The sequence below is a fragment of the Citrobacter sp. Cpo126 genome (assembly GCF_030332445.1).
GTDB lineage: Bacteria > Pseudomonadota > Gammaproteobacteria > Enterobacterales > Enterobacteriaceae > Citrobacter > Citrobacter portucalensis.
Genome location: NZ_JAOWHT010000027.1, coordinates 236,419 through 262,524, shown reverse-complemented (window position 1 = coordinate 262,524; position 26,106 = coordinate 236,419). Strand labels below are relative to the sequence as shown.

The 26,106-nt window shown below is 51.3% G+C and carries 18 protein-coding genes; 10 read left to right on the top strand and 8 right to left on the bottom strand.

Annotation, left to right across the window (positions count from 1 at the left end; genetic code table 11):
* The first annotated feature begins 20 nt into the window (after positions 1-20).
* Together OGY17_RS06240 and OGY17_RS06235 are read left to right on the top strand one after the other, a co-directional pair.
* Positions 21-602 carry a helix-turn-helix transcriptional regulator gene (locus tag OGY17_RS06240; RefSeq protein ID WP_003831148.1) on the top strand — a complete coding sequence of 194 codons (582 nt, stop codon included), beginning with the start codon at positions 21-23 and terminating at the stop codon, positions 600-602.
* A gap of 100 nt (positions 603-702) precedes the next feature.
* On the top strand, positions 703-1,470 hold the full coding sequence (locus tag OGY17_RS06235) for a putative bifunctional diguanylate cyclase/phosphodiesterase (RefSeq protein WP_234096049.1): 768 nt from the start codon (positions 703-705) through the stop codon (positions 1,468-1,470).
* Positions 1,471-1,614: 144 nt separating this feature from the next.
* On the opposite strand, the gene OGY17_RS06230 is transcribed toward OGY17_RS06235, so the two are convergent.
* The 3 genes from OGY17_RS06230 to OGY17_RS06220 all read right to left on the bottom strand — a co-directional run bounded on the left by OGY17_RS06230 (position 1,615) and on the right by OGY17_RS06220 (position 13,503).
* A complete protein-coding gene (locus OGY17_RS06230) occupies positions 1,615-10,935 on the bottom strand; it encodes an autotransporter outer membrane beta-barrel domain-containing protein (protein WP_286606648.1) in 9,321 nt (3,106 codons plus the stop codon).
* A 196-nt stretch (positions 10,936-11,131) separates the two neighbouring features.
* Positions 11,132-11,710 (bottom strand): helix-turn-helix transcriptional regulator, encoded by a 579-nt coding sequence (locus tag OGY17_RS06225; protein WP_008784033.1) that lies wholly within the window; start codon positions 11,708-11,710, stop codon positions 11,132-11,134.
* A 617-nt stretch (positions 11,711-12,327) separates the two neighbouring features.
* Positions 12,328-13,503 carry a coiled-coil domain-containing protein gene (locus OGY17_RS06220; RefSeq protein ID WP_057066486.1) on the bottom strand — a complete coding sequence of 392 codons (1,176 nt, stop codon included), beginning with the start codon at positions 13,501-13,503 and terminating at the stop codon, positions 12,328-12,330.
* A gap of 299 nt (positions 13,504-13,802) precedes the next feature.
* Here OGY17_RS06220 and OGY17_RS06215 point away from each other — a divergent pair, with 299 nt between their 5' ends.
* From OGY17_RS06215 to OGY17_RS06190, 6 genes are all read left to right on the top strand, one after another.
* Positions 13,803-14,888: a YncE family protein gene (locus tag OGY17_RS06215; protein ID WP_286606646.1), complete on the top strand. Its 1,086-nt coding sequence runs from the start codon at positions 13,803-13,805 to the stop codon at positions 14,886-14,888.
* A 146-nt stretch (positions 14,889-15,034) separates the two neighbouring features.
* Positions 15,035-16,429: a phenylalanine transporter gene (gene pheP / locus OGY17_RS06210; RefSeq protein WP_008784036.1), complete on the top strand. Its 1,395-nt coding sequence runs from the start codon at positions 15,035-15,037 to the stop codon at positions 16,427-16,429.
* A gap of 180 nt (positions 16,430-16,609) precedes the next feature.
* Positions 16,610-17,851 (top strand): MFS transporter, encoded by a 1,242-nt coding sequence (locus OGY17_RS06205; RefSeq protein WP_003835691.1) that lies wholly within the window; start codon positions 16,610-16,612, stop codon positions 17,849-17,851.
* Positions 17,852-17,866: 15 nt separating this feature from the next.
* A complete protein-coding gene (locus tag OGY17_RS06200) occupies positions 17,867-18,895 on the top strand; it encodes a sugar phosphate isomerase/epimerase family protein (protein ID WP_208744577.1) in 1,029 nt (342 codons plus the stop codon).
* A complete protein-coding gene (locus OGY17_RS06195) occupies positions 18,892-20,043 on the top strand; it encodes a Gfo/Idh/MocA family protein (RefSeq protein WP_286606642.1) in 1,152 nt (383 codons plus the stop codon). The genes OGY17_RS06200 and OGY17_RS06195 overlap by 4 nt, the downstream gene beginning before the upstream one ends.
* A 77-nt stretch (positions 20,044-20,120) precedes the next feature.
* The gene (locus tag OGY17_RS06190) at positions 20,121-21,101 is read left to right on the top strand and encodes a LacI family DNA-binding transcriptional regulator (RefSeq protein WP_003831159.1); all 981 of its coding nucleotides are present in this window, start codon (positions 20,121-20,123) and stop codon (positions 21,099-21,101) included.
* A 3-nt stretch (positions 21,102-21,104) separates the two neighbouring features.
* Here the strand turns inward: OGY17_RS06190 and OGY17_RS06185 are convergent, their stop codons facing one another.
* The 4 genes from OGY17_RS06185 to OGY17_RS06170 form a co-directional block, all read right to left on the bottom strand.
* A complete protein-coding gene (locus tag OGY17_RS06185; protein ID WP_057066482.1) occupies positions 21,105-22,349 on the bottom strand; it encodes a mechanosensitive ion channel family protein in 1,245 nt (414 codons plus the stop codon).
* Between the two features lie 65 nt (positions 22,350-22,414).
* Positions 22,415-23,068, bottom strand: coding sequence for an oxygen-insensitive NAD(P)H nitroreductase (nfsB, locus tag OGY17_RS06180; protein ID WP_003831162.1), 654 nt, complete (start codon positions 23,066-23,068; stop codon positions 22,415-22,417).
* 119 nt (positions 23,069-23,187) lie between these two features.
* Positions 23,188-23,556 carry an MmcQ/YjbR family DNA-binding protein gene (locus tag OGY17_RS06175; protein WP_008784040.1) on the bottom strand — a complete coding sequence of 123 codons (369 nt, stop codon included), beginning with the start codon at positions 23,554-23,556 and terminating at the stop codon, positions 23,188-23,190.
* A complete protein-coding gene (locus OGY17_RS06170) occupies positions 23,556-24,137 on the bottom strand; it encodes a TetR/AcrR family transcriptional regulator (RefSeq protein WP_071445801.1) in 582 nt (193 codons plus the stop codon). Before OGY17_RS06170 ends, OGY17_RS06175 begins: the two co-directional genes overlap by 1 nt.
* A 190-nt stretch (positions 24,138-24,327) precedes the next feature.
* Between OGY17_RS06170 and OGY17_RS06165 the strand changes: the two genes are divergently transcribed.
* Positions 24,328-25,440, top strand: coding sequence for an MBL fold metallo-hydrolase (locus tag OGY17_RS06165; RefSeq protein WP_204557279.1), 1,113 nt, complete (start codon positions 24,328-24,330; stop codon positions 25,438-25,440).
* Between the two features lie 17 nt (positions 25,441-25,457).
* A complete protein-coding gene (locus OGY17_RS06160) occupies positions 25,458-25,799 on the top strand; it encodes a RamA family antibiotic efflux transcriptional regulator (RefSeq protein ID WP_003021996.1) in 342 nt (113 codons plus the stop codon).
* 21 nt (positions 25,800-25,820) lie between these two features.
* On the opposite strand, the gene OGY17_RS06155 is transcribed toward OGY17_RS06160, so the two are convergent.
* Positions 25,821-26,069, bottom strand: a complete 249-nt coding sequence (locus tag OGY17_RS06155; protein ID WP_032942634.1) for a DUF1158 domain-containing protein — start codon at positions 26,067-26,069, stop codon at positions 25,821-25,823.
* Between the last annotated feature and the right edge of the window lie 37 nt (positions 26,070-26,106).

Genomic DNA, 26,106 nt, shown 5'->3' with positions numbered 1-26,106 from the left:
GAACGGTGAACAGGATGTTGATGTGTGGCAGTGATAATTTTGTGGGCAATGGTATGTTTGCCTACCTGACCAGCAAACATGTACCGATACAAACATTCCAGTTTGAGGATATGTTGCATCAGTCATCATTATGCCAGCATCAAACCATGGTTTTTAATATCATTGATAATGAACAAGCGTGTTCAGACATTGTTCAGTTTTTGAATAAAAACCGATTCAAATTTTATAATAACGTCGTGGTGATTGTTGCTGATAGTTTGGTGGCGAAATTATGCGTAGAGTTATTATATGTCGAAAAAACAATAGTTTTGACTGAAAAATCTTCACTGCGCGATTTTGGTCAATTGGCGAAATTATCAGTCGGGAAATGGAACCCCCGACTGTATCGTTCGCAGAAGAGATTAACCGAAAGAGAACAGCAGATCCTGAACTTACTGGTAAGTGGTTATACAGCCAAAGAAATTTCTGAGTTAGTTAGCCTGAACTATAAAACGATTCAGGCACATAAGATGAGAGTCGTCGCCAAACTTGGCCTGACCAATACCTCTGATTTAAATAAGTTAATTGTCAGATTTACCCATCGTATGTCTTTTTTACCCTAACCTGACCATTCTTTTCTGATGTAATACACCTAATAGTAGATACAATTTGGGAGTGATTTTGACTGGTTTTTAATTTTATGATTTGTAGAGGGAGATGGGAATGTTTAATTCCAATGAGGTGCTAACTGCGCTTGAAAAGGCTTTGAATACCAGTCAACTTTATATGGTTTATCAGCCTATTTTCAATTTGCATGCCCAGCGTATAAGCGGATTTGAAGCATTAATGCGTTGGAATAGTCCTCAGATGGGTATGATCTCTCCCGATGTTTTTATTACCTTACTGGAAGATAGCGGCAATATTATTTCCATTGAAGATATGGTTACTCACTCGCCGTGGGATGTTGCAACTTCCTGGCCTGACCCCATTGTATTATCCGTCAATATTTCCGCGCTTGAATTCTGCGATCCTCTGCTACCCCAACGCGTCAGACAAAATCTTGCCACTTCCGGACTGCCGGTCCATCGATGCCAAATAGAGGTCACGGAAACGTCACCGCTGTGTGACAGCCAGATTGCGGCTAAAAATATGACGGAATTAAAGGCGATAGGGGTCAAGCTTGCACTTGATGATTTTGGAACCGGCCATGCTAATCTTAATTACCTGTTGAAATATCCTTTTGACACTTTAAAAATTGATAAGGAATTTGTCACCGGTATTGAGCCCGACACCCGATCAACGAAGATTGTTGAGGGTATTATTTCACTGGCGCATAGTTTTGGCATTGAAGTTCTTGCCGAAGGGGTGGAAACCCAGTCCCAGCTGGAGCGGTTGATGCAGATTGGTTGTGACAAAATTCAAGGCTTTTTCATTTCTCCCCCGGTGCTGGCAGAAGAGATCCCTTCACTCTTAGCACAATATAATCGTTAATCCCTCCTTTTCACGTTTCCCAACCCCTTGGTTGTTCCGCGTTGCTGTTAAGTCTGTAGGCCTGATAAGCGTAGCGCATCAGGCGGCTTTGAACGGCAAAAAAAAGCCCCCTGCAGAACAGGGGGCTGGTGAGTTTATGTCAGCTTAGAACGATTTCTTAAAGCCGATAGAGGCATTGACCGGCGCTTCTACCTGCGACTTACTGCCGCCGTTGCTGAATTGCGTACCCAGCTCACCGTAGACCTGCAGGTTTCTGTCGATGGACCATGACAGGCCGGCTGCAACTTCAGTGCTGGAGTACTGCTGTGAAGATTCCAGCGTGGTGGTGGCTACCGCATTGCTAAAGTGCGTTTTGTCTTTTGAACCCAGACCCTGCCAGACGTTTACCCTGCCGTACGGCTGGAATTTGCCATGGTTGGTGTCATAGTCAGCGACCAGACGCACGCCCAGACGCGCGGTAAAGGAATCCGCAGTATCCATTTTCACTTTCGTTGGGGTCACACCATCCAGCGTGCTGTTATCAAAGTCGCTGTACTGGTAGATCAACTGAGCCTGAGGTTCCAGACTCCATGCGCTGGCACCTAAACGGAACGATTTACCTACCTCTGTCGACGCCGTCAGCGTGTTGCCTCTGACCGTATACGAGCCGTTGTTACCGGTCGCCTCCAGGCGGGATTTATGGTTACCGTACTGCAGGACGTTATCAACATACATACCGTCACCCGAGAACCAGGTAGCATAGCCGCCGACGTAAAATGCGTTGTCGTCGATGTTACCGCCTTTGCCATCGCTGCCTGTCTTCGTGCCTTTCACGTTGCTGTCAATATCAAGGATGCTGGTATACATCCCGGCTTTCCAGCTTTCGTTAGCATACATATCCACGCCGACCTGAATGCCCATGGTATGGGAGCTGGTTTGCGTACCGGCCGCATCATCCAGTTTGGTTTTACCGGAGTAGCCAATCATTCTTGCCCAGGCGCGATTGTCTTCATCAATGCCCGGTTTAACCTCGTCACCCATACGTTGGTGCATGTTACCCAACAGGCTAATATCACCCTGACGTACGACGCTGGCGAGGCCAGAATACAGCATGGTTTCTGGACGGTATTCACTTCTCAGATACCAGTTTTCACCCTGGCCCTGAGCATTACCCGCATGCAGTTGGTACTCAAACGCACCTGCAGCCATACGATCGGCGGCAAGATGGAAGGCATCCCGCGACGTTTGTGCGGTGGTGGTTGCGCCATTGAGCGCTGTCACCACTTCGATACCATCCCCAATGGTCGGCGCGCCGAGACCAGAACCATCGACATCCAGCAGCGTGCTACCGCTGGCTTTACCGCCATCGATAATCAGACGGTCGGCAATGCCTGCGCCGCTACCATTCTGGATAGCCGCCATGTTGATAGTCCCTTTTTCGCCGGTGTAATCCCCTTTGACGGTTAAGGTTGTGCCAGTCTGCTGACCGATGAGCGAGACATCGCCACCGTTGCTCAGGCCCGCTACCGTTTGGTTGTAACCCTGAGTGTTCAACGTGGTGTCTGCGACCACATAGTGGTGAGATGCGCTACTCAGGGTGTTGGCATTACCCGCTTGCAACACGCCGTTGGCGATCAACGTCGCGCCGCTGTAGCTATTTTCACCTTGCAGCTCGGTAATGCCGCTACCGGTCTGATGCAACTGGCCTTTACCACTGATATTGCCGGTCAGCGCCAGGGTATCGCCACGATTGACGTTGAGGACGCCGTTATCAACGACATCCCCCTGAATGCTGCCGATATCGCCGCCGTTACCCAACTGTAAAACGCCTTGTTCGATGGTGGTGCCACCGGTGTAGGTGTTATCCAGCGTCAGGGTGAGGGAACCTTTACCGGTTTTGGTCAGTTGACCATTACCTTCGACTTCCGTTAGCAGAGAAACGTCATGCCCGTTGGTGTCGAATGTCCCGCCGCCGGATTCCAGCGTCACCTGACGGGCAGTATCAAACGCTTCGCCATACTTCAGCGTACCGCCATTAAAGGTAATTCCCGTATCTGCCGCACCCAGGTTGGTATCGCCCGCTACCTGCAGCGTCCCGGAGGTGATGGTCGTTCCGCCGCTGTAGGTGTTGTCGCCCGTGAGGATGAGGGTACCGAGATCGCCTTTATTCAGGCCGCCGGTACCGCGGATAACGCTGTCGATAGTCGCGGTGTAGTTGGCGCCGTCTACTGTGCCATCGCCAACGCGAATCAGGGTGTTGGCCGTATCGGTGGTAATGGCTTCGCCACCCACGCGATAACCATCGGTGGCGAACTGCGCGCCGCTGATGATGACGTCGCCTTTGCTGTTATCGACGGTCACGTTGCCTGCTTCACCCTGGAAGACGGCAAACGCGGCATCGGTAAACGGTGCGTTCAGCGCGCCTTCCGGCGTTGATTCATCGGTAGTCCAGTTGTCGTTACCCTGGCTGGATTGCCAGATACCGTCGCCGCCGTTGATGACGCCGTTGTTTTTCAGCTCGCCATTCTCACCGCCGGTGCCGTCCCAGAAGCGCAGCGTTAGTCCTGCGTGGTTGACCAGGTTGACCTGATTTTTCACCGATGTCTGCACGTACAGGCTGTCAGCCGCTTCCGGCGCGTTAGCAATATCCATCACATTGTTGGTCAATGTGCCGGTGTAGTTGATGACGCGATAGACGCCGACATCAAAGCTGCCGCCCGGTGAGGTTTCAATGTTGAGCTTACCGTCGAGCGTCAGATCGCCATTTACATCAATCAAGTCGTTGAAAGCACCGCCCGGGGTGTAAGCCTGACCAAACTGATAATCCAGCTGTGCGTTATCACTGAGCGTCAGCGAACCGGTAGTCAGTTTACCCACGCTGTTGATGGCCGCACCTGCGGTAATATGAGCGTCGTCCAGCACATCAACCGCGCCGCCAATAATTCCGTTTCCGCCAAGCGTTGCCCCGGATTTCACCGTCACCTGGCCGGTAGCCGCAGACTGATTACCGTTGACCAGCAGCACGCCTTCATTGACGTCCGTGGTGCCGGTGTAAGTATTGTCGCCGGTCAGCGTTAACGTACCTTCACCGATTTTCACCAGGCTACCGTCGTTGCCGCTGATAATGCCGCTGATGGTGTCATCAAGATGCAGATTACCCAGCGACAGCTCTTTATTGCCCAATTCGACATTACCTGCGCCGGACAAGGAGCCGATCGATGTTGCGCTGTCGACTGCGCTGATATCGACCTTACCGCCCGCCAGGTTTTTAACGACGGTATTTTCTGCCATCGCCAGGTCAGCAAAGGTCATCAGCCCGCTGTTGTTCACGGTGGCATTGCCGCCGCTGGCGTCTTCTTCCAGCTCCAGAGTACTGTCTTTTGACACGTTAACCGTCGCGTTGCCCGCGGTGGCGTTGTTGGTTAACACCGCTTTCGCCGTGCCCGTCAGGTTCAGCATTGCGCTCGCTGCGGTGACGTTATCTGCCAGCGTTAACAGGCTGTCGGCGATGTTCATAGTCAGGGATTTCAGGCTGGTATCTGTCCCGCTGACATTGAGCGTCGCGCCCTTATTGACGTTCACGGTGCTGCTTTCGTTACTGCCAAAGGCTCCGGTTTTGCTGACGTTGACCGTCACATTGTTGGTGTTTCCGGTACCGGCAATTTCTGTGTCGCCTTTGTAGCTGTTTGCGCGGTCGAGCGACAAGGTGCTGCCCGCATCGCTAGAGCTGCTGGTGACTTTCAGTTTACCGTCGCCGGTAATCTCACCGGTTGGCGTGAAGTGGTGCGAATTGAGATCGAACACCGCTGCGTTCTCATTCGCTCCCAGCTCGATGGTGCGATTGCTGGTCAGGTCCGCGCCCAGTTGCAGCGTTGAACCGTTATTGATTGCCAGGTCAGTTCCGCTCTGGCCGAGATTGCTGTCGGAGGAGATCTGCAACGTGCCGCCATCAATGCGCGTGCCGCTGCGATACTCGTTATCGCCGCTGAGGATCAGACGGCCAAGGTCGGTTTTCACCAGCGTCAGCTTGTCAGCAGTACTGGCTTCGCGGATAACAGACTCAATGGTCGCGGTATAGTTTTGCCCCGCGCCACCGGCGCCAACGCGCAGCAGCAGTTCGCCTGTTCCCGGCGTCTGGCCTGCGTGGGTCGCGTTTTCAGTGGTGGCATACGCGTTAAGCGCATCGCCTTTAACGACATAGCCATCGGCATCAAACTGTGCCCCGGAGAAGTTAACTTCTCCCGCGGCGTTGTCCACGGTAACTGTACCGCCTTTGGTGGTGAAGACGGCGAAGGACTTCTGTGCCCAAGGGGCGTTACCTTCACCGGTTGCGGTGGTCCAGTTGTTATCACCCTGGCTGCCGATTGCCATCCATTTGCCATCGCCACCGTCAATTTTGCTGTCGCCTTCAATACCCGACGCGCCGTGGCTCTGATTGACGGTTGCGCCGTCCCAGAACTGCAGGGTAACGCCGTTGGCGTTCACCAGGTTGACCTGTTTGTCGATGGAGGTCTGGACAAAAATATTGCTCTTATCCTGACTGTCCGGTATTGCGCCTAATTCCAGCGTCTGGTTATCCAGCGTGCCGCCGTAGTTATAGATACGGTACACGCCCGGTCCGAAGTTACCGCCCTGTGAAGTGGTGACATCCAGAGTCCCGTCCAGTTGCAGATCGCCCGCGACGTTAATCAGATCGTTTAGCGCGCCGCCTGGCGTATAGGCCTGACCCAGTTCGAAAGCGGAAGTCGTTTTGCTACCAAGCTGCAGATTACCGTTAATGGATAACGTACCCGCACCACCGTCACCGGCGCTGAGGGTCGTGGCATCGTTCATCAGCACGTTGCCGCCGATAGTGCCATTACCGCCAAGTGTGGACGTGCCGCTAACGGTGGTGGCACCGCGCGCCGCGCTTTGATCGCCATTCACCAGCAGCGTGCCGTTGGTAACGGTGGTGTCGCCGGTGTAGATGTTGTTACCGTTCAGACGGGTAATGCCGCCGCCGATTTGCTGCAGCGCGCCAATACCGGAGATCACGCCGTTGAGCAGCACGGTGTTGGCGCGATTAATCGCCAATATGCCGTTGTCGATAATGTCTGACACGGCGCTGACTTCGCCTGTATTTCCGCCGTCACCCAACTGCAGCGTACCGGTTTGAGCGATAGTGGTAGAGCCGGTGTAGGTATTGTTAGCGGTGAAGATCGTGGTACCGCCCGCCGCACGTTCGAACTTCCCGTCACCGCTGATGATACCGCGATAAATTTGCGCCGCTGAAGCATCCCCCTGGGTATCGAAGATAACCCGGCTGCCTGTGCCCTGGGTCGTAACATTGTAATCGCCAATGCTTGCTGCAGTACTGGTCGGCTCGACGTGGTCGCCGGTGCTCAGGGTTGCGCCATTGTTTACGGCAATGGTTTTGCTTGCCAGTGTCAGGTTTTCTACGACGCGGACATCCGCGTTTGAGCCGCTGATGGTCAGCGAATCCCAGCCGGTGCCGATGTTGGTGCCAGTGGTCAGATTGTCGCTCGCCAGCGTACCAATCTTCGCACCTTTTGTATCGGTGAAGGTGAGGGCGTTGCCGCTACCAGCTTCAGTAGTGATGTGGCGTGTTTTATCCAGCGTCACATTGCCGATGTTGGCTTTATTGTTACCGCCAGTACCGGCGAAATTCACTTCACCCGCATAGGAGCCACTACGCCAGTTAAAGATGTCCGCACCTTCGCCGGTATTGATTACGCCGCTGGTTACACCGCCGCTGATATCAATGGTGTCATTGCCTTTGCCGGACTGAATGGCCACGGCCGTGTCGTTGATGGCCTGCAGGGTTCCCGTGTTGGTAATGGTTTTACTGCTGTCGCCGCTGGCGTCAATAACCGGTGAGGTGGTGCTGGCAGAGATAATCTTGCCGCTGTTGGTCAAGGCGCTGACGTTTTTCGCGATGATCGCCGAACCGCCTGCGTCGTTATGCACGTTAATGTCGGCATTGGTGGTGACATTACCGTTGGTATTAGCGCGGATACCGCTGCCTTCGCTGTTCAGCACCTCAATGGTGTAGCCTTTGCCGATGGTCAGATCGCCCGATACCGAGCTGCCATCGCGTTTTTCAAAGGCAAAGCCGGTACCTTTCCCGTTGACGTTGAGGATATTGTTCAACCCATCGTTCATGTTCAGCGCCACGCTAGTCCGAATCCCCGGACCATCGTTGGCATTGATGGTCACGTCGTTGAGCGTGATATCGGTGTTGTTGGCATCGTTCTGAATACCTGCACCCGTACCCAATGCGCTGATGGAAACTCCTCTGGCGGTCAAAGAGCCTGCGCCCGCATCCCGACGAATACCGTCTGCTGAACCATTGGTCGTGATGGCATCGCCGGCATCACCGGTAATACTCAGGCTTGCACCATTGGTCAGCAGAACCCCTGCTGTTCCATCATCAACGGCTACCTGGCCTAGTCTTTTTATCTGGGCGCTGGCACCTGAAGCCAGTACGCCAATACCGTTGCTGACATGCAGGGCTCTGGAAGAGTTGTTAGTTAAGCTCCCGCCTTCTTGCACATCAACGCCGATGCTGTTTACGCTGGCCAGATCGATAATCGAGTTGGTGTTGAGGATTAGGTTACCCAGATTCCTCGCAACATAGGCGATAACCTTGTTGCCGCTAGCTTCAGAGGTAATGCTGGCATCAGAGGTGAGGGTAGTCTCTACCGGTTTACCCTGTTCGGAGCCGTTTAAATTATGCGCCTGGCCGCCAACAATCCCGGCAGTGGTCCCTACACCGGTCAAATTGATGATGGTTTTATCGCTAATATTACCGCTTGCACCGCCTTCAATCACAATGGCAGTTGCGCCTTCTCCCCCAATGTTGAATGTCGCTTCACCGGTGACAACGTCAGTACCTTTCCCCGTACCCAGTACACCAACAGAGTTGTTACCGCTGAGTGATAGTTTAAGATCGGAGTAAACTCCGCTTACGGGGTCCTTACTGTTACCGGCAAATTTGGCGCCCTCAGCAACACGGAAGATAGTGGTATTAACCTGACCATTATCATTCATCTCCGTCTTGCCAATGTTAGCGACCGCATTGGAGCCGTATAAAAAATAGCCTATCTGGTCGGTGCTGTTAAATACAGGGCTACTGTCGTTATTGATATTCGCCGTCGCACTGCCACGAACGTGTACCCCGATGTCCCCGGAGCCTTTCAGCGTAATACCGGAAGAGATATCCGCAATCGCCTGCTTTCCAGCGGAGCCTTCAACCCAAATAGCGTAGTTACGCTCGTCGGTATTACTTTCACCGTTCACCGTAATTTGACCGGCCTGGCTGGTGGTGACTTTGGCATCCGAGCTGTCTGCGCGAACATGAATGCCAATATTATTCTTGCCGTTAACATTAATCTGGCCGTCATTACGAATAGTTTGACCAGCATTTGCGCCGCTGTTATGCACCGACATCCCGTAGTTTGACAGTCCGGATGTCGCACCATTAACTGAGATTTCGCCGGAGTTGATAACATTCCCGCTCGCACCAGCGACCAGTAAGCCGGCTGCGTTACGTACGCCGGTTCCGAGGGTAATTTTCCCTTCGTTAGTCACAGTCCCTGCGCCGCGCACATGGATACCTGCGCTGAGGTTAGCGCCGCCAGTCAATTCGACATCCTGTGCGGTGTTAGAACCATCACGACCGAGATAAATCGTGGCGTCAGTACTGTTAGTGAAATTGGCATTTTCAGCCACTTCAACGCCATAAGCGGTACCCTTCCCGAAGGAGGCACCGTTGGCGTTACCGTCCACCACATTGATCGTTTTGTTGTTAACCCCAGTTGAGTCTCCTGACAACAGCATCCCAATGGCCAGCGTAATTGGCGTCGTTACCGTGGTATTGGTATCCCACGGGTTGGCCGCAGAGGCGGTACCATAGTTACCTGTTGTGATAGCCTGGTTTATGATGCCATCGTTGGTGACAGTACTGGTTCCTTTGCCCTGCATACCGATAGCGCCGTAGCTATTAACAGCCTGTCGTCTATCTTTATCGATGAACAAACCGGAGTTGATGGTGCCGGTGTTGGTTGCCGTAGCATTTTCCGCCAGCATACCAATCGCCAGACTGTGGCCTGTGGAAGTACGCAGTGCGTTGAGGGAACCCTGGTTCGTAATGACAGCGCCATCTGCGCCTTTCATCACACCATTAATGCTGCCATCTACCGCCAGCACAGAATCTTTGGTCACAGTGCCGGTCGCGCCCGCGCCATGCGCGTAAACGGCGTGCAGCTCGGTATTACCGATCGTGGCATTATTGGTATGGCTTTTACCATCCTTCCAGACCTGGTATTGCCAATCAACCGAGCCGGTTACGGTATCGGATTGCAAAACGCTGCTAATCAGATCCGCATACCAGTCTTCAACGTCTTTGAGCGACATCGTGCCGCGATTGGCATCCAGCATCAGCTGTAGTTGACTGACCTTTTGCCCCTGCGAATTTAAAACCGTTGCATCACTTTCGCCCAGCAGCCAGTCGTTAAGATCGCCCAGTTCTTGAGTATTGGTGATATCAAACTCCTGAGTGCCGGTTTTCACTGCATCACCGTTGCTATCGTATCCGTAGGTATCGATAGTCAATACTTTGCCGAACTGGTCCATTGTCTGAGAACCGTTAAAGGTTTCGTTCGGGACGACGGGAGCGGCGCCAAAAGAGATGTAGTTATCGGAAATCCAGTTAACCTTGCTGCCTGTACCGCTGGCTTCAAGCAAGGCGCTATTTTTGGCAAGGAGTTTGATGGTGTTTTCTGCATCGCGGGCATTTTTCTGATCGTTACCAATGTTCAGATTGGCCGTCGAACCGTTGCTGGCCTGCGCAATGCCAAAGTTGTTGTAGATTTTAGAAAGGGTTGAGTCATAGGTATTTAACGTTATGCCATCTAACGGAGTTTCGGTCAGATAACGAACCAGTTCATCGGTGTTGTAGACCTGCATAGCCGCCGGGGTTTCTAATGCAGGATCGATGATGGGAATTTCTTTATCTTGCGTAGGTGTCGTTGTTGGCTGGTTGAAGTAATACTTTTTCAGATCTTCAACTTCGGTAATCGGGGTGCTAACGCCCCCAATGTTCGCCGTGAGCGTAATCTTCTTTTGATCTAGCAACTGCTCAATAGTCGCTGATTCGACCAGTCCGGTTTGGCCTTGTTCAATTTGCGGCAATGCGCCAGTGACGTTTAACACTGCACCGTTAGTGGTGTTCTGGTAGAGGAAGCCATCATTGTGGATGTTGTCCTTCGTGCCCGGTTGAATAACAATATTGTTATAATCAACGGAAATATTATGATCGCCAGTATCATCCGCCATAACAAGCGGAGAGGTGCTGAGTAATGCCGTTGCTGCCAATACCGCAACCGTTTTACGCGAGCTGCTTTTTTTCTTTCCTTTGGTTAATTCAGAAACGACCACCCAGATACCGAGCGCCGCGTTCCAAATAATGCTGTAAACTTTGTTCATATATAACCCTCGTCTACATTCCTGTTATGCATGTGTTAATACATTGAGTTGTTGGCTATGGTTGGCACGCGGATGTGCTACCCGGTAATAGATTTTTGGGAATAGGGTTTCCTTCCGTGCGATGCGGAATTAAAAAGCGAGTCGAAAGAAAACCTTTTTAAATAATAACCGTGATAATTGTCCTTAAATAAGTCAGTTACGGCTGGCTATAGTGGGAAATGGTGTACTTGAGCCGGGTGTTATTTTTGCCGAGTTTTCTGGCAATATTGCTTTTGTACGCCCCGATGGTTTTTTCACTTTTTTGTGATGCCCCGGCGATTTGTGTCAGTGACCATCCTCGGGCAAGCATCATCATTACGTTGAATTCGTTTGCTGTGATCTTGTTGTGTAATGCTTTGATATTTTGTTGGTTATTGTTCTTTGTGATACGTGTAACGGCATGGTGTAGCCGATCAAGACTGGCATCTTGATCAAGAAACAGCATGTTCTTCCCACAAACGGTTTGAAAAAGAGTAAAAGTAGCTTCATCTGCCAAAACAATAATTTTGGTGACAGGTCGTAAAGCCATGTTGCGGATAATCCTGGCATATTTTAAAAAATCTGATTTGTCAGGATTAATGATGATGCAATCCGTTTCATAAGGAAGCATTTTGACAGCAGAGAGCGTCTGGGAGGAGTAATACGCGATATCAATATATAATGATGAGCCACGTAGGATTTCTCGCATGCCTAGCCAAGGGTAAATTGAGTCACCCAAAAAAATAGCCTTTGACATAACGATCTCCTTGAAATTTTGGTGCAAGCAGTCGCCTCTTTTTGTAGGTTAAAAAAGAGTTTCTTGCGACGCGTGAAATGTTAATTAAATCTCGTATTACGCTCTGTGTTGTGAACGTATCCTTATTAATTCCAGATTAAACAGATATTCTCTGTATTTATTAGAATCATTAACTATTCTTAAAGTAGATATTACACTTTGTTAAAATTTAAGATAAATCGTTTATTTCAGCTCTGCGTAAATGATTGATAGATTTCGCTTATGAATCGCATGAATAATGATTGAGTGGTTTCTATAAAGACAGGGTATTCCTATCTGTTTTGGAGGGGATTTATATGAAAAACATTATATTTCAGATGGATACCCGTTTTTCTTAATGAGCTTACTGGTTGGTAGGAGAATTCTTAATCAAGACCAGGACAAAGAGAAGGGGCGTCGAGGGGAAGAGAGAAATATCGCTAAATTTGCAGTTATCGACCTGAAACTCGAGTATTCAGGTTGATAATTCTTAGTGTTGTGAATTTTTTAGGGAATTATCCTATTTTTGGCTTTTTGTGCTTAATTTTAAAAACTCACTTGAAGAGGTTATTTTTTCTGATTGCTATTGCTGATAGGGCTTAGCCCGCCAACAGTTCCTGTTCAACCTGATGCACCTGCTGTTCCAGCGTATTGCGGATTTCCGTAAGCGCCCGTTGTTGATCGGAGAAGTAGGCTTCTTTATCAGTCACGGAGGTAGCAAGCCGCCAGGCGTTCTCGGCTTCCAGTTCGGTAATCTCTTTGAGCAGCGCGTTAATTTGTTCTCTGAGCTGCTGTATTTTGCTGCGTAAATGCTGCAAATCGTTCAATCGGTCACTGGCCATCATCGGTTCGAGGCCGCTTTGCAATTGAGTCAGTAGCGCCCGGACGGCGGCAAGATCGGCATTTTGGCGCGCCTGGTTAAGCTGCACCATCATCTGATGCGCTTTCTCTTTCAGATCATCGGCTACCACGTCCGGGTGGCAAAGACGGCTTGCCTGACGCCACAGGCGTTTTAACTCATTACGTTCATCAGAGGAAAGCCGCTGGTCACGGCTAAAACGATGCTGTGCATCCTGCTGCTGCTCCTGATATTCATCATATTCATGGCTGGCCTCTTCCTGTGCCTGACGGGTTGCGCTGTCGTCCTGGCGAGAAAAGTCGTTTTCCAGCTCACGAATCTCCGCCAGCAGGGCGGTAATCAGTTCAGTTTGCTGCTGAATACGTTGGCGTGTTTCCACCGATTCGCGCGAATCTGAATTCTGGTTCATCCAGTGCTGCTTGAGCCTGGCCAGTTGATCAACAGCCTGTGAAATAAAGTGCTGACAGGATTGATAGTCTTTTTCCCGGCGTTTTCGCTCCGCTTCCTGTTTGCGCTGGGCACTGGCGGCGAGCTGTTTACGTAGTTCGAGAATGCGGCTCATCAGCGGTCCAAGACGAAGGTGATACAGATCGTTGAAATCATCGAGGATTTGAATGCGCGTGTTACGCTTATCGATCAGGTCACGCAGCTGTGTTTCGAGTGCTTTGAGTTCCAGCTTACTGGCGGCAATGGCGGGATCCTGCCACGTAGAGACTGCCCGTTGAGATTGCAGCCAGGCCGAGATTTCACGCAGGGCATCACCAAAGCGTCGTTCTTCGATCGCCTGCACAATGGTGCCTGGTACGACTGACAAAGGCTCATTTTTAAGATGCGCCACCTGCTGGAAAATAATCTCCTCATCTTCCAGTTCAATAGCGCTTTTGACGATTTCCAGTCGTTTGATGATCTTATTCATGACAGTCGTTGCCTGGCCTGGCTAAAAAACGAGTGGCTGAAGTACAACAGGTTCACCCGTTTGAAAATGTTAGAAAAACAGTAAAGCGCATTCTGTGGCCTGCGATGCCTTTTCGTCCAGAATAATTCACTGTAATTATGAAAAACCGGAAGTCGCGCGCACCTGTCTGCATCTTCAAACCTCTGTTTCATGTTTTTTACTCTCGGGTAATTATTCTTGATTCAGTAAAGATAATGCGTATAGTTCTCATTCTCTTTTGTTATTAACTCCCTGTATTACTTCTGGTAAGGATCCCGACAATGAAAAAAACAACATCCGCGCTGGCATTGCTGATTGCTGCGGCGTTAAGCAGTTGTGCGGCGCATACCACGCCAGCCAGCAACGACAGCGTTACGGAAAAAACAGCGCAACCTGCCGTCAGTGATGTGCAACAACGCGCGCTGGCGGATGGGTTATATGAAATGGCGCTTAGCCCGGCAGGGGATGCGTTGTACGTTGCCAGCGCCGAAGGATTTAAAGATGTGCAGGGCGGCGTGGTTTACAAGCTGGATCCAAAAACGCTTAAAACGCTCGGCTTGAGTCATACCGATATGAAAAACTTTGGTATGGCTATCTCGCCGGACGGTAAAACAGTGTATGTCACCAACTCACTGGATGGTGGCCTGAGCGCGCTGAATACCGCTGACGGCAAAGTGAAAAATCGCGTACTGTTCCCGGAACGTAACCCAGAAGGTTTCCCGTATGGTGCGCGCCAGGTGCTGCTGCATAACGGTTTGCTCTATATTGGTGCCGTGGCGGATCCGGCGGTGATTTGGGTGGTTGACGCTGAAACCCTGAAGCTAAAAACCCGCATTAAAAATACGGGTAAATGGATGACCGGACTGCATTATTCAGAAGTGACGCAGCGAATTTATGCAGCTAACGGCGGCGGTGAAATTCTTGTTATCAACCCGCGTAATCAGCGCGTAGAAAAACACTGGCAACCGCTGGGGGAACAACCTGCGCTGTTGCTGAATATGGCGGAGGACGCACAAACGGGTCGCCTGTTTGTCACCGACAACTCGAAAGCGAAAACTACCCTGGTGCTGGATATCCATACCGGTAAGCTGCTGAAAAAATTGGATGTGGGTGATTCGCTGGCGGTGAAATTTAACGCAAAACGCAACGAAATCTATATTACCCAGCGTGATTCAGGGAAATTGCTCAGCCTGAATGCGACCGATTACAGCGTGAAGAAAAGCTGGGATTTACCACCTAACCCTAACAGCTTGCTGCTCTCGGCGGATGGGCAAACCCTGTTTGTCACCGTGAAACAGAAATTTAATAAAGACCACTCTACATCTGCGCCAGATAACGTGGTACGTATTGACCTGAATAAACAATAACAGCTCGCCTTCTTTCTATTGTTTTTCTCCCGAGCCTCGGTGCGTTGGGCAAGGAAGCCCGGCGTATCCAATCGATTGCGCCTTGCGACAACCAGGTTGAAATGTTAAAAGAAGCCCCTTCAATAAAAACCACACAGGGGAAGGGCGTGAAAAACGCGTCAACTGCATCTGACACCAGCGTGTCTGATGCCGCGTCGACGAACGAGCCGACGCTTCAACGAGGGTTGCAAAACCGCCATATTCAGTTAATTGCGCTGGGCGGCGCAATTGGTACCGGCCTGTTTTTGGGCATTGGCCCGGCTATTCAGATGGCGGGACCTGCGGTGTTACTGGGTTACGGCGTTGCCGGGATCATCGCTTTTTTGATTATGCGTCAACTGGGCGAAATGGTGGTCGAAGAACCCGTTTCCGGATCGTTTGCCCATTTTGCCTATAAATACTGGGGACCGTTCGCGGGTTTTCTGTCCGGCTGGAACTACTGGGTGATGTTTGTGCTGGTCGGCATGGCAGAACTGACAGCGGCAGGGATCTACATGCAGTACTGGTTGCCCGATGTTCCAACCTGGATTTGGGCCGCGGCATTCTTCGTGATCATCAACGCCGTCAATCTGGTCAACGTACGTCTGTATGGCGAAACGGAATTCTGGTTTGCGCTGATTAAAGTACTGGCCATTATCGGCATGATTGGTTTTGGCGTGTGGATGCTGTTTTCCGGTAACGGCGGGGAACATGCAAGCATCGATAACCTTTGGCGTTACAACGGCTTTTTTGCTACCGGCTGGAACGGATTAATTCTGTCGCTGGCAGTGATTATGTTCTCCTTTGGTGGGCTGGAGCTTATCGGGATTACTGCCGCGGAAGCGCAGGATCCGCAGAAAAGCATTCCAAAGGCGGTAAACCAGGTGGTGTACCGTATTCTGCTGTTTTATATCGGTTCTCTGGTGGTGCTGTTGGCGCTGTACCCGTGGGTGGAAGTGAAATCCAATAGCAGCCCGTTTGTGATGATTTTCCATAATCTCGACAGCAACGTAGTGGCTTCTGCACTGAACTTTGTCATCCTGGTGGCTTCACTGTCGGTGTATAACAGTGGCGTCTACTCTAACAGCCGCATGCTGTTTGGTCTTTCGGTTCAGGGTAACGCGCCGAAGTTCTTAACCCGCGTCAGCCGTCGCGGCGTACCGGTGAACTCACTGATTCTTTCCGGTGCTATTACGTCGCTGGTGGTACTCATCAACTATGTGCTGCCGCAAAAGGCCTTTAGCCTGCTGATGGCGCTGGTGGTGGCGACGCTGCTGCTGAACTGGATTATGATCTGCCTGGCACATCTGCGATTCCGGGCGGCGATGCGTCGTAAGGGACGTGACACGCAGTTTAAAGCGCTGCTGTATCCGGCAGGGAACTACCTGTGTATTGCTTTCCTTGGCATGATTCTGGTGCTGATGTGTACGATGGATGAGATGCGCCTGTCAGCTATCCTGCTGCCAGTCTGGATCCTGTTCCTGTTTGTTGCCTTCAAACTGCTGCGTCGTAAGTCCCGCTAAGTTTCTACCGATCTTGTTATTACCGATCCCATCGTCAGGATGGGATCGGATCCTCACTCAACGTTTATCGTGACCGTTCTCGCAATTTTGCTGCTGCTGACAGGATCTTTATTTTGTAATCGATTACTTTTCTATTGAATCTAATTTGTAATCGATTACTTTTTAAGGGTGGGGCAAAAAATGGTGTCAACAACCGAAAGTAGTGGAAAACAGAGCGTACAGTACCGGCTGCTGGTGCCCCGGCTGTCGCTAATGATGTTCTTACAGTTCTTTATCTGGGGAAGTTGGTCCGTCACGCTGGGGCTGGTGATGAGCCAGCACAACATGTCGCTGTTGATTGGCGATGCGTTTTCAGCCGGGCCCATTGCCTCTATTCTGTCGCCATTCGTCTTAGGGATGCTGGTAGACCGCTTTTTTGCCTCGCAAAAGGTGATGGCGGTGATGCACCTTGCTGGCGCGGCAATCCTGTGGTTTGTTCCGCAGGCATTGGTGGCGCAAAACGGTGCACTGTTGATTGGTCTGCTGTTTGGCTACACGTTGTGCTACATGCCAACGCTGGCGCTTACCAACAATATTGCTTTTCATAGCCTGTCGGATAAGGACAAAACCTTCCCGGTGGTGAGGGTGTTTGGCACCATTGGCTGGATTGTCGCGGGGATCTTTATCGGTGTAACCGGAATTTCGGACACCACCGGCATCTTTACGCTGGCGGCGATTATCTCTGTGATTCTGGCGCTCTACAGCCTGACGCTACCCAACACGCCTGCACCGGCGAAAGGACTGCCGGTGAAAGTTCGCGATCTGTTTTGTGCGGATGCTTTTGCCTTACTCAAGGTCCGTCACTTTTTTGTCTTCTCGCTCTGCGCGACGCTTATCTCTGTACCGTTGGGAACCTATTACGCGTATACCGCGTCGTTTCTTGCTGATGCGGGCGTCGGCGACGTCAGTACGGCGATGTCGTTTGGTCAGATGTCTGAAATATTCTTCATGCTGGTGATCCCGTTCCTGTTCAGACGTTTGGGCGTGAAATACATGCTGTTAATCGGGATGTGCGCCTGGTTCGTGCGTTATGCCTTCTTTGCCCTCGGCATCAGCGAAGAGGGGCGATTCCTGCTGTATCTCGGCATTCTGCTGCACGGCGTGTGCTACGACTTTTTCTTCGTGGTCGGCTTTATTTACACCGATCGTATCGCCGGGGAAAAAGTAAAAGGTCAGGCGCAAAGCATGATCGTCATGTTTACCTATGGGATCGGTATGCTGCTGGGCTCGCAAATTTCAGGCGCACTTTACAACCGGCTGGTGGCGGGGCAAACCGTGCCTCAGGCGTGGACCACATTCTGGTGGATCCCGGCAGTCGCTGCCGCAGTGATTGCCGTGATTTTCCTTTTCTCTTTCAAGTATGACGACAAAGAGCAGGCGTAATTTTCAGGAGGGGTTATGAAAACCATCAAGGGGCCTGGCATTTTTCTGGCGCAATTTATCGGGGAGCATCCGCCATTTAACACCCTGGAAGGCGTGGCAAAATGGGCGGCGGAGCTTGGCTATAAGGCATTACAAATCCCGTGTAATCACAAGTCGCTGTTTGATGTCGAACAAGCTGCTGTAAGTCAGGCCTATTGTGATGATATTCGGGGGATGCTGGCCGGATATGGGTTAGTGATTAGCGAATTATCTACCCATCTTGAAGGTCAACTGGTTGCAGTCCATCCGGCTTACGATGACGCTTTTGACGGATTTGCTCCGCCGTCTGTACGCGCTAATCCGCAGGCCAGACAGGCGTGGGCCATCGAAACCTTACACCAGGCCGCTGCGGCTTCGCAAAGACTGGGGCTGACGGCACATGCCACGTTTTCAGGTTCGCTTGCCTGGCCTTTCTTTTATCCGTGGCCACCGCATAATCGTCAGCGCTTTGAAGAGGCTTTTCTGGAGCTGGCGCGCCGCTGGAGACCGATACTCGATCGCTTTGATCACCATGGGGTGGATGTTTGCTTTGAGATCCATCCCGGCGAAGATCTGCACGATGGCGTGACGTTCGAGCGTTTTCTTGCGCTGGTTGATAATCATCCTCGCTGCAACATTCTCTATGACCCGAGCCATCTGTTATTGCAACAGATGGATTATCTTGGGTTTATCGATGTCTATCACTCGCGTATTAAAGCGTTCCACGTCAAGGACGCTGAGTACCATGCCAGTAGCCGCAGCGGTGTCTATGGCGGTTATCAGCCGTGGCTCGATCGCGCCGGGCGCTTCCGTTCTTTGGGGGACGGGCAGGTCGATTTCAAAACGATCTTCAGCAAGCTCACACAATATGATTTCCCTGGCTGGGCGGTGCTGGAATGGGAGTGTTGCCTGAAAGACGCGCAAACCGGGGCGCGTGAGGGGAGTGATTTTATACGCCGCCATGTTATTCCGGTTTCTGCACGTGCATTTGATGATTTCGCCGCTGGCGATGAGGTACGCAAATGATACAGGTTGGCATTATTGGCAGCGGATTTATTGGGCCTGCACATATTGAGGCGTTGCGTCGACTCGGCGGTGTGAACGTGGTGGCGCTCTGTGATAGCTCGCTGGCGGTTGCCCAGGAACGCGCAGATGCTCTTCATATTCCTCATGCGTACGGCAGCGTTGAAGCGCTGCTGGCGCATCCCGGACTACAGGTAGTGCATAACTGTACACCGAATCATCTGCATGCCGACATCAATCGGCAGATTTTACGCGCGGGTATGCACGTGTTTTCAGAAAAGCCGCTGTGTATGACGCCGGATGAGGCTCGTGAACTGGAAGCGCTGGCGCAGCAGGCTGGAGTGGTGCACGGCGTGAGCTTTGTCTATCGCCAGTTTGCAATGGTGCAGCAGGCGGCCAGTATGGTCAGAAGCGGCAGCGTGGGTAGTCTGTTTGCCGTACAGGGGAGCTATCTGCAGGACTGGATGCTGCTGGAGACTGACTACAACTGGCGGGTCGATGCCGCACAGGGCGGCGATTCACGGGCGGTAGCGGATATCGGTTCGCACTGGTGCGATACGGTGCAATTCGTAACTGGAAAACGTATTGTCGAGGTGATGGCCGATTTGGCTATCGTCTGGCCGGTACGTAAAGCCAGCATTGCCAGTAACGCTACGTTTGGCCAGCAAACGGCTGATGTGCAATTTGAGGATAAAGCGGTTACGACGGAAGATCGTGGGTCGGTGCTGGTACGTTTTGATGATGGCAGCAAAGGCTGCTTTAGCGTTTCGCAGGTGAGTGCCGGGCGCAAGAATCACCTGAGCTTTGAAATTAACGGTAGCCACTGTTCACTGCACTGGGATCAGGAAACGCCGCAACAGCTTTGGGTCGGGCACCGTCAGCAGGCGAACCAGATCCTGACGGACGACCCTGGATTGATGAATGCTGATGTAGCTGCCAGTGCGCACTTTCCGGGTGGGCATATTGAAGGCTGGCCGGATGCGTTCAAGAATATGATGCAGCAGTTTTATCAGGCTGTGTTGGCAGGCAAAATGCCCGCAACGGCGGAGCGTCGATTTGCGTCTTTTTCTGATGGTGCGGATGTGATGTATATTATTGATGCAATTATAAAAAGCCATCAGCAGCAGCGTTGGATATCAGTACAGCGCTAAACACACATCCGGTTCGCCAGTCGGTGATTTTATGGTAGCCTCAACGCAAAGCGTAAACCGCAGGATGTGTCGTCGTTATGTCTATTCAAAAAATCGCCCAGCTTGCCGGTGTGTCGGTGGCGACGGTATCGCGTGTGCTGAATCACAGTGATACCGTCAAAGCCAAAAATCGTGAGCGCGTGCTACAGGCTATTAAAGAAAGCAATTATCAGCCCAACCTGCTGGCGCGTCAGCTGCGTACGGCACGTAGTTCGATGATTCTGGTGATGGTTTCCAACATTGCCAACCCTTTTTGTGCAGAGGTTGTTAAAGGCATTGAAGAGGAGGCGGAGAAGAATGGCTATCGCATTTTGCTGTGTAATTCCGGCTCGGATACAGCCCGATCAAAATCGGCGTTGAAGCTCCTGTCGGGGAAAATCGTCGATGGCATTATCACCATGGATGCATTCTCCAAATTACCGGAACTGACTACGCTGATTGGCGATGCGCCCTGGGTTCAGTGCGCGGAATATGCTGACAAAGGCGCGGTTTCCTGCGTGGGGATTAACGATGTTGACGCCGCACAGTCGGTAATATCTCACCTGGTGGATAAGGGCTACCGACGAATTGCCTTAATCAATCATGACCTGAGTTATAAATATGCTCGTTTGCGCGAACGCGGCTATAAAGCGGCGCTGCATGCGCTGTCGCTTGAATATCAGGCTGTGGAATATGCCAGTGAATTAAGTTCCAGTGCAGGAATTGCGGCGATGAAAACACTACTTGCCGCAGAGGTGAAACCCGACGCGGTGTTTGCCGTATCGGACACGCTAGCCGCTGGTGCGATGCGCGCTATTTTCGATGCCGGATTACAGATCCCGCAGGATATCGCCGTTGTTGGTTTCGACGGTACGGAACTGGCAGAAATGGTTTCTCCACAGCTTTCGACCATTGAGCAGCCCTCACGGGATATAGGCCGCAAAGCGGTAGGATTATTGCTGAATAAAATAGAAAATCCTGACGCGCAGACGGAAAGGGTGATGATGGACTGGCGCTATATTTCACGCGCCAGTACCTGAGCTTTATCGCTGAAACGCGCCAGACAGCGCACGAATATCGTTTCCGGTAGGCGACTGATGAATGCGCAAGCCAAACTCTTCGACTACGGCAAATATATGGTCGAAGATATCAGCCTGAATACTTTCATATTCAAGCCAGACCACCGTATTGGTAAAGGCATAAATTTCGATCGGTAAACCATGATCGTCCGGCGCAAGCTGGCGCACCATTAACGTCATATCTTTGCGAATACGCGGATGATGACGCAAATACTCGTTCAGATAAGCGCGGAAGGTACCAATATTGGTCATCCGGCGATGATTCAACACCGATTCAGGCGCATCTAACTGCTGATTCCACTCGTCTATTTCCTGGTGACGTGCGGTTAAATACGGTTTCAGCAGGTGGGCTTTATGCAACCGCTGACGCTCATCCTCATCAAGAAAATGGATGCTGGTGGCATCGATGCTGATGCTGCGTTTAATTCGCCGACCACCGGAAGCCGACATCCCACTCCAGTTTTTAAAAGAGTCTGATACCAGGGACCAGGTGGGGATAGTGGTGATGGTGTTATCCCAGTTGCGCACTTTCACGGTGGTTAAGCCAATATCGATAACCGCGCCATCTGCACCATATTTCGGCATTTCCAGCCAGTCACCCAACTTCAACATATCGTTGGCTGAAAGTTGTATTCCGGCAACCAGTCCGAGGATTGGATCTTTAAACACCAGCATTAACACGGCGGCCATGGCGCCCAGACCGCTTATCAGTATTGCCGGTGACTGACCAATCAGCAGGGAAATCATCAATATTCCGACGAGAATTGCGCTGATGAGTTTGATGCCCTGGAATATGCCTTTTAGCGGTAATTGCGATGCGGCAGGGAGTTTTTGCGACAGATTGAGAATAACGTCCAGCAGGGAAAACAGGGACAGCAGGGCGTACATCATGATCCACAACTGAGCGCAGGTCACTAATATTTCTGCTGCTTCGCTGCCTTTCTGTAGCCAGAGTGCGGCCTGTATATTGACAATGATACCCTGCAGGGTGAATGCCAGCCGGTGAAATAACTTGTTCTGCGTGATGATTTGTAGCCACAGGCGGGAGCTGGCGCTGGCGCGCTTTTCAAATGCGCGTAATACCACCCAGTGCAAAATAACGTGAACAATAATGGCGGTGATAAAAATAATGCCAAAAATCATCACCAATGAGGTGGTGTGATTTATTTCAATGCCGAGTTCTTCTACCTGAGATATCAATTCCTGCATAACGTCTCCTTAATAAACAGCGGTCTATGATGACCGCTGCGCGGAGCTTATGCAAATGCGGAGGATTAGACTTCCGTCAGCGTCGTTTCCAGCGGCAGACGAGATTTCGGCAGCGCGGCGTTGAAATCTTCTACGCTGTGATGACCCACAGGAACCACCACTACGCTGGTGAAACCTTTTTCTTTCAGGCCAAATTCTGCATCCATGACAGCTGAATCAAAGCCTTCGATCGGCACAGCATCCAGGCCCATCGCCGCAACGCCCAGCAGGAAGTTACCGACGTTCAGGTACACCTGTTTTGCCATCCAGTGGTTGTCATCTTTCAGTTCTTTGCGATGCATGTCGGCAAAGAAGGTGCGGCCTTTGTGGTTTGCGGCTTTCGCTTCAGGCGTGGCGAAACGACCATCGCTTTCTTCTTGATCCACCACGCGTTCCAGCCACGCATCGTCCATCGCCGTTTTGGCGCAGAACACCACGACGTGGGAAGCATCCAGCATTTTACGTTCGTTGAATACAAAGCCGCCGGCTGCGGATTTAGCCACACGCGCCTTACCTTCGTCAGTGCTGGCGACAATAAAGTGCCATGGCTGAGAGTTGGTGCTGGACGGGCTAAACTGCAGCAGCGTTTTTAATTTTTCGGCCTGCTCAGCGGTCAGTTTTTTATTCGGATCAAATGCCTTAGTGGAGTAACGTTTTAAGGCGACAGAAACAATATCCATAACTACTCCTGGTGATTTTCCATACCCTGCGGGTGCGTTTTGTTTCAGCAGGGTACAGGGTTAGCAGAAAAAAGATAAGACAGAAAAATGCAAAAACACTTATCGGGGTTAGCGATAAATCAACCTGGACGCAGGCGTTTTTGATCCCGCTTCGGCAAGCCGTCGACGACGCGGTGCCAGGAATCATTCACCAGCTCTGCCAGTAATGACTCGGTAATATCGTCACCAGGATAGACCGAGATCCAGTGCTTTTTATTCATGTGATAGCCGGGCTTAATGCTGGGGTAGATCTGCTGGTTTAACAGTGATTTTTGCGGATCGGATTTCAGGTTAATAAGCGGCCGTCCGCGAAGCTCCGTGACCAGCATAAAAATTTTACCGCCAACCTTGAAGACATCGTATTCCGGGCCAAATGGCCAGCAGTGTTCGGTAAAAGGCAATTCAAGCGCAAGGCGTTTCGCACAGGCAGGTAGGGTCTGGCCGTCCATTATTGTTCCTCGCGGGTCAGGGCGCGCCACATGGCTTCAAACCCCATCGAAATATATTCATTTGCGCGGGCAGCGTCGCGGGCGGCGAACTCCATGGTGGTTTCTGCCAGAGAAAGGAATAGCCCGTCGCCAAAGGCGCGATATTCGTCAGACATAAACTCGGGTCGTACGGAACGATGACAAAGATCGCGCAGTTCCGGGAACATATCGTCAGCCTGTTGTTCGGTTTCCTTGCTTATTTTCTCGCTGACGGCCAACTGACGAATCGTGCGATGCCCGCAGGTGTGGTTCAGGCCCCAGCTAATGTAGCTGTTCCAGATGTAGTGAGTCATGGTTTTGGCATCGGTCACTGAGCGATCCAGGTTTGCCATCATCGACTGACAAAGGTCTTGCTTCAAAAAGAGGTAAAGCTCGTTGATCAAATCATCTTTGGTCGCGAAATAGCGAAACAACGTTCCCTCCGCAACCCCTGCATTACGGGCTATCACGGCGGTCGAAGCCGCAACACCTGATTGTGCAAATGCTGTGGTTGCAGCTTCCAGTAATGCCAGTTTTTTGTCTTCACTCTTCGGACGAGCCACTACACTTTACCCTTAAGTCTGTAAAAAACATGATTGAATCACGGCGTTTGCTGCGCCGCAACGGCGAATGTCAAAGATTGAAAATCATCTTGACGGAGAACTTTCGATTTCTATAATGAGTGCTTACTCACTCATAATCAAGAGTCAGTCGCGCAAACCAGCGGAAAGGGGGCGCGTTTAAGGTCAGGATATGAAGCGTCTCACAGTTTGTGTGGTTGTTATTATGCTTATTGCTGCAGCTGCAAGTTTACCGTTTGTACTCAATGCCGGGTTTGGTCAGGCGCCGCAAGGGGCACAACTGAGTCAGGTTGAACAGTCACCGCACTATCGTGATGGACAGTTTCATAACCAGGTGCCGACACCGGGCTATACCGGCAACAAAGGCATGCTGGCGGCCTGGTGGGAGTTTCTGGTCGCTAAGCGTGAAAATGCACGACCAGCACAACCGTTACCTATGGTCGCGACCGATCTCGCCGGGCTTTCGCCGCAGCAGGATACCCTGGTCTGGCTGGGCCATTCTTCGTGGTATTTACAGCTGGCGGGTCAACGAATCCTGATTGATCCGGTGTTCAGCAATTATGCCGCACCGTTCTCGTTCTTGAACAAGGCCTTTGCCGGTGATTATCCGTGGACCGCACAGACGATGCCGGAGATAGACCTGCTCATCATCTCGCATGATCACTATGACCATCTGGATCTCGCCACTATCAAGGCGCTAATGCCGAAAATTAAGCGGGTGATTACGCCGCTCGGTGTCGGGTCGCATCTGCGTTTTTGGGGGATGCGCAGCGAGATAATCGAAGAACGGGACTGGAATCAGTCCGTCAGAGTGACGGATTCGTTGATCGTTCATGTGCTGCCCGCCCGTCATTTCTCGGGGCGCGGTATCAAACGCAACCAAACGCTATGGGCGAGCTTCATGTTCGAAACGCCGGAGCAGAACGTTTATTACAGCGGCGATTCCGGCTATGGACCGCATTTTAAAGCCATCGGCGAGCAGTTTGGCTCTGTCGATTTGGCGATTATGGAGAACGGTCAGTATGACCAGGACTGGAAGTTTATTCACATGATGCCGGAAGAAACGGCGCAGGCTGCGGCAGATCTGCATGCGAAAGCCGTGTTGCCAGGGCATGCCGGCCGTTTCGTTCTGGCGAAACATACCTGGGATGATCCTTACAAACGACTGGCGCTTGCCAGCCGTCATCAGGATTACCGACTGCTGACGCCAATGCTGGGTGAACCGGTAATACTGTCCGAACCGGACCAACCGTTTACGGCCTGGTGGCAACAGGTGACTCAATGAATACAGGGGAGAGCATGATGACGATTTCTGCTCAGGTAATTGATACGATTGTTGAATGGATTGATGATAATTTGAATCAGCCATTGCGCATTGATGATATTGCACGCCATGCGGGATATTCCAAATGGCACCTGCAGCGTCTTTTTATGCAGTACAAAGGCGAAAGTCTTGGGCGTTACATCCGCGAGCGCAAGCTGCTGCTGGCGGCGCGCGATCTACGCGATACCGACCAGAAAGTGTACGACATCTGTTTGAAATACGGATTCGATTCGCAGCAGACCTTTACGCGTATTTTCACCCGTACGTTCAGCCAGCCGCCGGGAGCTTATCGCAAAGAAAATCATAGCCGAACGCATTAACAGCAGAGGGTTCTCGCGGGCCTAATCCGCCAGCGAGAACCAGCGCCGCCAGATGAAGCGCAGCACCAAATATTCAATCACGCCCAGCAGTAAAAACCACAGGCAAAACAGTAAAGTATAAAACTGATTGAGATCCATCAGATGAAAAATGGCGACGAGTTTTTGTGCCAGCATCAGGCCAAGTGAGGGGGCAGGTAGCAGCAGGCAAGACAAAAAAGCCAGTAGCAGGATCCCTGCGACAGTCATCAGTGATTCAAGCGGGTGTTTCATGACATTGTTAAACTTGAGTTAAAAAGCTATTGTCCGG

Bases quoted from the DNA above. Each gene is read 5' to 3' on its own strand.
- OGY17_RS06225 (WP_008784033.1), bottom strand. From the start codon at position 11,710: ATGTCAAAGGCTATTTTTTTGGGTGACTCAATTTACCCTTGGCTAGGC.
- OGY17_RS06155 (WP_032942634.1), bottom strand. From the start codon at position 26,069: ATGAAACACCCGCTTGAATCACTGATGACTGTCGCAGGGATCCTGCTA.
- OGY17_RS06190 (WP_003831159.1), top strand. From the start codon at position 20,121: ATGTCTATTCAAAAAATCGCCCAGCTTGCCGGTGTGTCGGTGGCGACG.
- OGY17_RS06185 (WP_057066482.1), bottom strand. From the start codon at position 22,349: ATGCAGGAATTGATATCTCAGGTAGAAGAACTCGGCATTGAAATAAAT.
- OGY17_RS06165 (WP_204557279.1), top strand. From the start codon at position 24,328: ATGAAGCGTCTCACAGTTTGTGTGGTTGTTATTATGCTTATTGCTGCA.
- OGY17_RS06200 (WP_208744577.1), top strand. From the start codon at position 17,867: ATGAAAACCATCAAGGGGCCTGGCATTTTTCTGGCGCAATTTATCGGG.
- OGY17_RS06195 (WP_286606642.1), top strand. From the start codon at position 18,892: ATGATACAGGTTGGCATTATTGGCAGCGGATTTATTGGGCCTGCACAT.
- OGY17_RS06205 (WP_003835691.1), top strand. From the start codon at position 16,610: ATGGTGTCAACAACCGAAAGTAGTGGAAAACAGAGCGTACAGTACCGG.
- OGY17_RS06235 (WP_234096049.1), top strand. From the start codon at position 703: ATGTTTAATTCCAATGAGGTGCTAACTGCGCTTGAAAAGGCTTTGAAT.
- OGY17_RS06215 (WP_286606646.1), top strand. From the start codon at position 13,803: ATGAAAAAAACAACATCCGCGCTGGCATTGCTGATTGCTGCGGCGTTA.
- OGY17_RS06220 (WP_057066486.1), bottom strand. From the start codon at position 13,503: ATGAATAAGATCATCAAACGACTGGAAATCGTCAAAAGCGCTATTGAA.
- nfsB (WP_003831162.1), bottom strand. From the start codon at position 23,068: ATGGATATTGTTTCTGTCGCCTTAAAACGTTACTCCACTAAGGCATTT.
- OGY17_RS06230 (WP_286606648.1), bottom strand. From the start codon at position 10,935: ATGAACAAAGTTTACAGCATTATTTGGAACGCGGCGCTCGGTATCTGG.
- OGY17_RS06160 (WP_003021996.1), top strand. From the start codon at position 25,458: ATGACGATTTCTGCTCAGGTAATTGATACGATTGTTGAATGGATTGAT.
- OGY17_RS06175 (WP_008784040.1), bottom strand. From the start codon at position 23,556: ATGGACGGCCAGACCCTACCTGCCTGTGCGAAACGCCTTGCGCTTGAA.
- OGY17_RS06240 (WP_003831148.1), top strand. From the start codon at position 21: ATGTGTGGCAGTGATAATTTTGTGGGCAATGGTATGTTTGCCTACCTG.